Annotated in this window: 7 protein-coding genes; 5 read left to right on the forward strand and 2 right to left on the reverse strand. The window is 75.1% G+C overall.

Translation table 11 applies throughout. The features are described 5' to 3' along the window. Positions 1 to 273: 273 nt before the first annotated feature. Positions 274 to 1137, forward strand: coding sequence for a carbon-nitrogen hydrolase (locus LLG88_15305; GenBank protein MCE5248274.1), 864 nt, complete (start codon positions 274 to 276; stop codon positions 1135 to 1137). 17 nt (positions 1138 to 1154) lie between these two features. Further along, positions 1155 to 1964, forward strand: a complete 810-nt coding sequence (locus LLG88_15310) for an NAD+ synthase (GenBank protein ID MCE5248275.1) — start codon at positions 1155 to 1157, stop codon at positions 1962 to 1964. Positions 1965 to 2048: 84 nt separating this feature from the next. On the opposite strand, the gene LLG88_15315 is transcribed toward LLG88_15310, so the two are convergent. Next, positions 2049 to 2507: a DUF488 domain-containing protein gene (locus tag LLG88_15315; protein ID MCE5248276.1), complete on the reverse strand. Its 459-nt coding sequence runs from the start codon at positions 2505 to 2507 to the stop codon at positions 2049 to 2051. A gap of 267 nt (positions 2508 to 2774) precedes the next feature. Between LLG88_15315 and LLG88_15320 the strand changes: the two genes are divergently transcribed. Genes LLG88_15320 through rsmI form a run of 3 tightly spaced genes read left to right on the forward strand, consistent with a single transcriptional unit; the run spans position 2775 to position 5485 of the window. Beyond that, a complete protein-coding gene (locus LLG88_15320) occupies positions 2775 to 3509 on the forward strand; it encodes an NYN domain-containing protein (protein MCE5248277.1) in 735 nt (244 codons plus the stop codon). Between the two features lie 50 nt (positions 3510 to 3559). After that, positions 3560 to 4612, forward strand: a complete 1053-nt coding sequence (gene selD / locus LLG88_15325) for a selenide, water dikinase SelD (protein ID MCE5248278.1) — start codon at positions 3560 to 3562, stop codon at positions 4610 to 4612. A gap of 3 nt (positions 4613 to 4615) precedes the next feature. Further along, positions 4616 to 5485 carry a 16S rRNA (cytidine(1402)-2'-O)-methyltransferase gene (gene rsmI / locus LLG88_15330; protein ID MCE5248279.1) on the forward strand — a complete coding sequence of 290 codons (870 nt, stop codon included), beginning with the start codon at positions 4616 to 4618 and terminating at the stop codon, positions 5483 to 5485. A 76-nt stretch (positions 5486 to 5561) separates the two neighbouring features. Here the strand turns inward: rsmI and LLG88_15335 are convergent. Beyond that, on the reverse strand, positions 5562 to 5760 hold a 199-nt coding region (locus tag LLG88_15335), incomplete at its 5' end, for a hypothetical protein (GenBank protein ID MCE5248280.1).

Here is a 5760-nt window from a genome sequence, read left to right on the forward strand (position 1 = left end):
GCGGGAATCAACTCCGCGAGCGCGGCGGCGAGCCCCTCGCGCCGGCCGGGGTAGAACGCGCCGGCGACGGCGGGCATGCGTACGGTGCCCATTCGACCTCCCAAGTCGCTAAGGATAGCCAGCGCGCCGCCCCCCGTCATCCGCGCGCGCCGTTTGAAGCGCCCCTTCGATCGGCCGCGGCGCTTCCGCCGTCGGCGCGCCGCGCAGGCCGCGCGCCCCTTGCGCCGCCGCGCGGCCCCGCGCATCCTGCGGCGCAGTCCAAGGAGCCGGCCCGTGAAGATCGCCCTCGTTCAGTGCACGTCCCGACTCGGCGACCTCGAAGCCAACCTCGCCGAGACCGAGCGGCACGTCGCCGCGGCGGCCGCGGCGGGCGCCGACGTCGCCCTGTTCCCCGAGCTCGCCCTTTCCGGCTATCGGCTGCGGGACATCGTGCCCGAGGTCGCCGTGCGGCTCGACCGCGAGGGACCGGCGCGCGAGCGCCTCCTCGCCCTGTCCCGCACGCTGCCGTTCCTCGTCGGCCTCGTCGAGGAGACGGCCGACCACCGCTTCCACAACGCCGCGGCCTACTTCGAGGACGGGCGGCTGGTCCACGTCCACCGCAAGTGCCATCTGCCGACCTACGGGATGTTCGACGAGGCGATGGACTTCGCCCCCGGCGAGCGGCTCGCCGCCTTCGACACCCGCTTCGGCCGTGTCGGCGCGCTGATCTGCGAGGACGTCTGGCACCCCGCGGCGGCGATGGTCCTCGCGCAGGACGGCGCGACGATGCTCTGGGTCGTCGCGGCCAGCCCGCTGCGCGGCCTCGGCGCCGGCACCGGCCTGCTCTCGGCCGACTCGGTCCGCGGCCTCGTGCAGGTCGTCGCCCGCTTCAACGTCGCCCCGGCCTGCTATTGCAACCGCTCCGGCTTCGAGGAAGGGATCGCCTTCAGCGGCGCCAGCTTCGCCGTCGGCGCCGGCGGGCAGATCCTCGCCGAGGCGCCGGCGCTCGAGCCGGCGCTCGTCGTCGCCGAGATCGACCAGGAAGAGACGCGCCTCGCGCGCGCCGCCTACCCGCTCGTGCGCGACGAGCGGATCGAGCTGCTGCGGCGCGAGCTGCGCCGGATCGCCCGCCGCCGCGCCGGAGAGGACCTGCCGTGACCACGCTTCCCCCGCCGATGCCGCTGCCGACGCTCGAGAAGCTTCTCGTCGGCTTCCTGCGCGAGGAGACGGCCAAGGCCGGCTTCGAGCGCCTCGTCGTCGGCGTCTCAGGCGGCATCGACTCCGCCGTCGCGCTGCTCCTCGCCGCGCGCGCCGTCGGCCCGGAGAACACGCTCGCCGTGCTGATGCCGTACCGCACGAGCAGCGCGGAGAGCGTCCGCGACGCGCGGGCGGTCGTCGAGGTCGCCGGCTGCCGCTCGGAGCTGATCGACATCTCGCCGATGGTGGACGCGTTCAAGGAGGCCGCGGGGTGCGACGACCCGCTGCGCGCCGGCAACAAGATGGCCCGCGAGCGGATGACGATCCTCTACGACCGCGCGATGCGCGACCGCGCGCTCGTCTGCGGCACGAGCAACAAGACCGAGCTGCTGCTCGGCTACTCGACGCGTTGGGGGGACGGCGCGTACGACCTCAACCCGCTCGGCGACCTCTACAAGGCGCACGTGCGGACGCTCGCCGCGCATCTCGGGACGCCGCGCGAGATCATCGAGAAGCCGCCGTCGGCCGACCTCTGGCCGGGGCAGACCGACGAAGCCGACCTCGGGCTGACCTACGAGCAGGCCGACTTGGTGCTGTTCCGGATCGTGGACCAGCGCGGGCGGGTCGAGACGGCCGCCGCGGAGCTCGGCGTGCCGGAGGAGGTCGTCCGCCGGATCCTGCGCCGCGTCGTCCGCACGCAGTTCAAGCGGAACCTGCCGCTGATCTGCAAGGTGCAGGCGCGCACCGTGGGAATCGACTTCCGCTTCCCGCGCGACTGGATGTCCTGATCCTCGGCGCCGCGGCGCGCCGTCGCGCGGAACCTCGAGACGAGGGCGCGCGAATGCGGCCGCGGGCCGCGCGGATCCGCTCGCTCAGCGGAACGTCAGCGGGTGCGGGTGCGGCTCGTTGCGGCCCGGATCGACGAGGTGGACCACGACGAGGCCGCGCCGCGCGAGGTCGTCGGCGACGGCGAAGCGGTGGCAGGCCCGCGGGTCGCGTTCCGCGCAGAGGATCGCCGTCGGGCGCCCCGCCGCCAGCCGCGCCAGCTCTTCGAGCCCCGTCCGGTAGGCCACCGTCTCGCGCCGGGCCTCGAAGTCGTCGCGCAGGCCGCCCAGCGACTCCCCCATGTAGGCGTAGCCGACGCCGGCCTGGGCCAGCGTCTGCTGCAGGACGGGGCGCGCCGACCACGGCGCGCGGCGGCTCGTCGGGCGCGACCGCACGTCCACGACGAACTCGACCCCCGCGGCGCGCAGCATCCCCAAGAACTCCTCGGGGGCGCGGTCGGCGTGGCCGATGGTGAAGACTCGGACTTCGGGCGGATCGAAGATCATTGCGACTCCGGCGGACTGTTTTACCACACCAGCCCGACCTGATTGCGACGTCCGTTTGTCTTTCGACGGCTCAAAGGCAACGTTGCGCGGGTTTCGGGTCGGGAGGCAGGCGCGGTGGTTTCTTCCGCGGTTCCTTGATCGTCGGGGCGCGCCAGCCTCCCCTACGCGGACGGCGACGCCGCCCCCCATCGGCATTCGGCGGAGCGGCGCAGCGGCGGGTCGGCGGTCACGAGGACGCGAGGGAGACGGCGCGGTAGAGTGTCGCCCATGCGCGGCGCCTTGATCGTGGACGGCTACAACCTTCTCCTCGCCCTCGCGGCGCGGGAACGGGTCGATCCGACCCCGGCGGAGCTGCACGCCGCGCGCGGCGAACTGCGCGCGCTGCTCGCCGAATGGGGCGCGCTGCGCGGCGCCGACGTCGTGCTGGTCTGGGACGGCCGCGCGCCGAACGACCGCACCCCGGCGCCCGCGGGGGTCCGCGAGCTGCACGCCGAGCCGCCGGCCGAGGCCGACGACCTCGTCGTCCGCGAGGCCGAGCGGATCGTCCTCGAACGCCGCGACGCGCAGGTCGCGACGCGCGACCGGGGCCTCCTCGCCCGTCTTCCCCGCGCCGCGCGGGCCGCGTCGTTCGACGAGCTGGCCGCGGACCTCGAGGCGCTGCGCGCCGAGCCGGTCGCCGCGCCGCATCTGCACGGCCCGACGAACGGCCGACGCCCGGAGGGCGACGAGGCGTCGGCAGGGCCCGAGACGTCGCCCGACGGCAAATGGTCGCCCGGCGACGAGGCGTCGGCCGGCGAGGCGCCACCGATCGACACCGCGCGCCTGCCGCGGCGGCGCGTCCTCCCGCCGCCGCCCCCGGCGCCGCCGCCGGCGCGTCCCGCGCCGCCGCCCCCGACCAACGACGCCGCGGCCGCGGAGGCCGCCGGCCGCGCCGCCGCGCGCGCCGCCCGCGACCAGCGCCGCGCGAAATTCCAAGCCAAGCGGAAACGCCGCCCGCGTTGACCGCGCGGTCGTCGGCCGCGCCGCGGGCTACAATCGCCGCCGGAGATCCGATGAACGAGGGACGCAAGATCCGCCTCACCGCGCTGGCCTCCTGCGCCGGGTGAGCGTCCAAGCTGGGGCGGGAGCCCCTCGCGCAGGTTCTGCGCGGCTTGAACGCCTTGATCCCGGACACCGGCGGGCCCGACCTCCTCGTGGGGCTGGCCCGGCCCGACGACGCCGCCGTGCATCGCCTCGGGGGCGGGCGCGCGCTCATCGCGACCCTCGACTTCTTCACGCCGATCGTGGACGACCCCGGCGACTTCGGCCGCGTCGCCGCGGCCAACGCGATGTCCGACGTCTACGCGATGGGGGGCGATCCGTTCCTCGCCCTCTCGATCGCCGCCTTCCCCGCCGAGTTGCCGGTCGAGATCCTCACCGCGATCGTCGCCGGCGCCGCGTCGAAGGTCCAGGAGGCGGGCGCGGTCCTCGCCGGCGGCCACACGGTCAAGGACGCCGAGCCGAAGTTCGGCCTCGCCGTCCTCGGCTTCGCCGACGAGAACGCGCTGATCCTCAAAGGCGGCGCGCGCCCCGGCGACCGCCTCTACCTCACCAAGCCGCTCGGCGTCGGCGTCGTCGCCACCGCGCTCAAGAACGAGCGCGCGCCGGAGGACGTCGCCCGCGCCGCGCTGGGCTGGATGACGCGCCTCTCCGGCGGGCCGTCGCGCGCGGCCGTCGCCGCGGGGGTGAAGGGCGGCACCGACGTCACCGGCTTCGGCCTCGCCGGCCACGCGCTGGAGATGGCCGAGGCCTCCGGGACGCGCTTCGTCGTCGAGTGGCCGCAGGCGCCGCTGCTCCCCGGCGCGCGCGACCTCGCCGCCGCCGGCTTCGTGCCCGGCGGCGCGCACGACAACCTCGCCGCCGCCGCGCCGCGGATCGCCGGCCTCGAGCGGCTGGCCGAGGTCGATCGCCTGCTCCTCGCCGATCCGCAGACGTCGGGCGGCCTGCTCCTCGCGGTCCCGCCCGCGGCCGAGACGACCTTCCGCTGCGCGGCCTTCTCCGAGGGTTTCGAGATCTGGCCGATCGGCCGCGTCGAAGAGGGCGCGGGGCTCGCGGTCGAGGCCTGAGCCGTGGCCGACGTCGTCCCCGGCACGCTCTTCGTCGTCGCCACGCCGCTCGGCAACCTCGACGACGTGACCGACCGCGCCGCGCGGACGCTGCGCGCCGTGGACCTGATCGCCGCCGAGGACACGCGCCGCACCGCGCACCTGCTGAACCACCTCGGCATCGCCAAGCCGCAGGTGAGCTGCCACAAGTTCAACGAGGCGCAGGTGCTCGAGCGGATCGTCGCCGAGCTGCTCGCCGGCAAGAGCGTCGCGCAGGTCACCGACGGCGGCACCCCCGCGATCTCCGATCCGGGCCACCGCCTCGTCGCCGCGGCCCGCGCCGCGGGGATCGCCGTTTCGCCGATTCCCGGCCCGTCGGCCGTCGCCGCGGCCCTTTCGGTCGCCGGCTTCCCCGCCGACCGTTTCACCTTCGCGGGGTTCCTCTCGGCGAAGGCCGGCGAGCGCCGCCGCGAGCTGGCGGAGCTCGCCCCGCGCGCCGAGACGCTCGTCTTCCACGAGGCGCCGCACCGCCTGGCGGAGTTTCTGCGCGACGCCGCGGCGGTCCTCGGCGACCGCCCCGCGACGCTCTGCCGCGAGCTGACGAAGCTCCACGAGGAGATCGTCTCGGCGACGCTCGGCGAGCTCGCGGCCATGATCGAGGCGCGCGGCGAAGTCCTCGGCGAGATCGTCGTCGTCGTCGCCGGCGCGGCCGAAGGCGCCGCCGCGGCCCCCGCGCCGCGCCGCGCCGATCCCGAGACCGAGGCCCGCTGGAAGAACGCGCTGGAGAGCGAAGACGGCGACGAGCGCCGCGCCCTCCGCCGCTACGCCCGCGACCTCGACCTTCCCCGCGCCGAAGCCCGCCGCCGCCTCCAGCTCGCCGGCCTCGTGGACTGACGTCCGCCGATCCCGCGACGAAGCCCCGCGACGGACGCCGGCAGCGCGGAGATCCTCGCCGGACGCCGCCGCGCGCTCACTTCTTCGCCACGCACGGATCCGGCCAGAAGTTCTCGCTCCAGCGTCGGTCGAAGAGGTCGTTCGATCCGTTCAGATTGGTCTGCAGCCACCACGGATGGACGACGATCGTGCAGTCATCCGGCCGATAGATGATCTCGATCCGGACGAACCACCAGTAGTGCTTCGTGCGCACGAACGTGTCCGGTTGCTCGAGC

Source organism: bacterium, assembly GCA_021372775.1.
Taxonomy (GTDB): domain Bacteria; phylum Acidobacteriota; class Polarisedimenticolia; order J045; family J045; genus JAJFTU01.

Excerpts from the sequence above, each read along its gene's own strand:
- LLG88_15320 (MCE5248277.1), top strand. The coding sequence starts at position 2,775 with ATGCGCGGCGCCTTGATCGTGGACGGCTACAACCTTCTCCTCGCCCTC.
- LLG88_15315 (MCE5248276.1), bottom strand. The coding sequence starts at position 2,507 with ATGATCTTCGATCCGCCCGAAGTCCGAGTCTTCACCATCGGCCACGCC.
- LLG88_15310 (MCE5248275.1), top strand. The coding sequence starts at position 1,155 with ATGCCGCTGCCGACGCTCGAGAAGCTTCTCGTCGGCTTCCTGCGCGAG.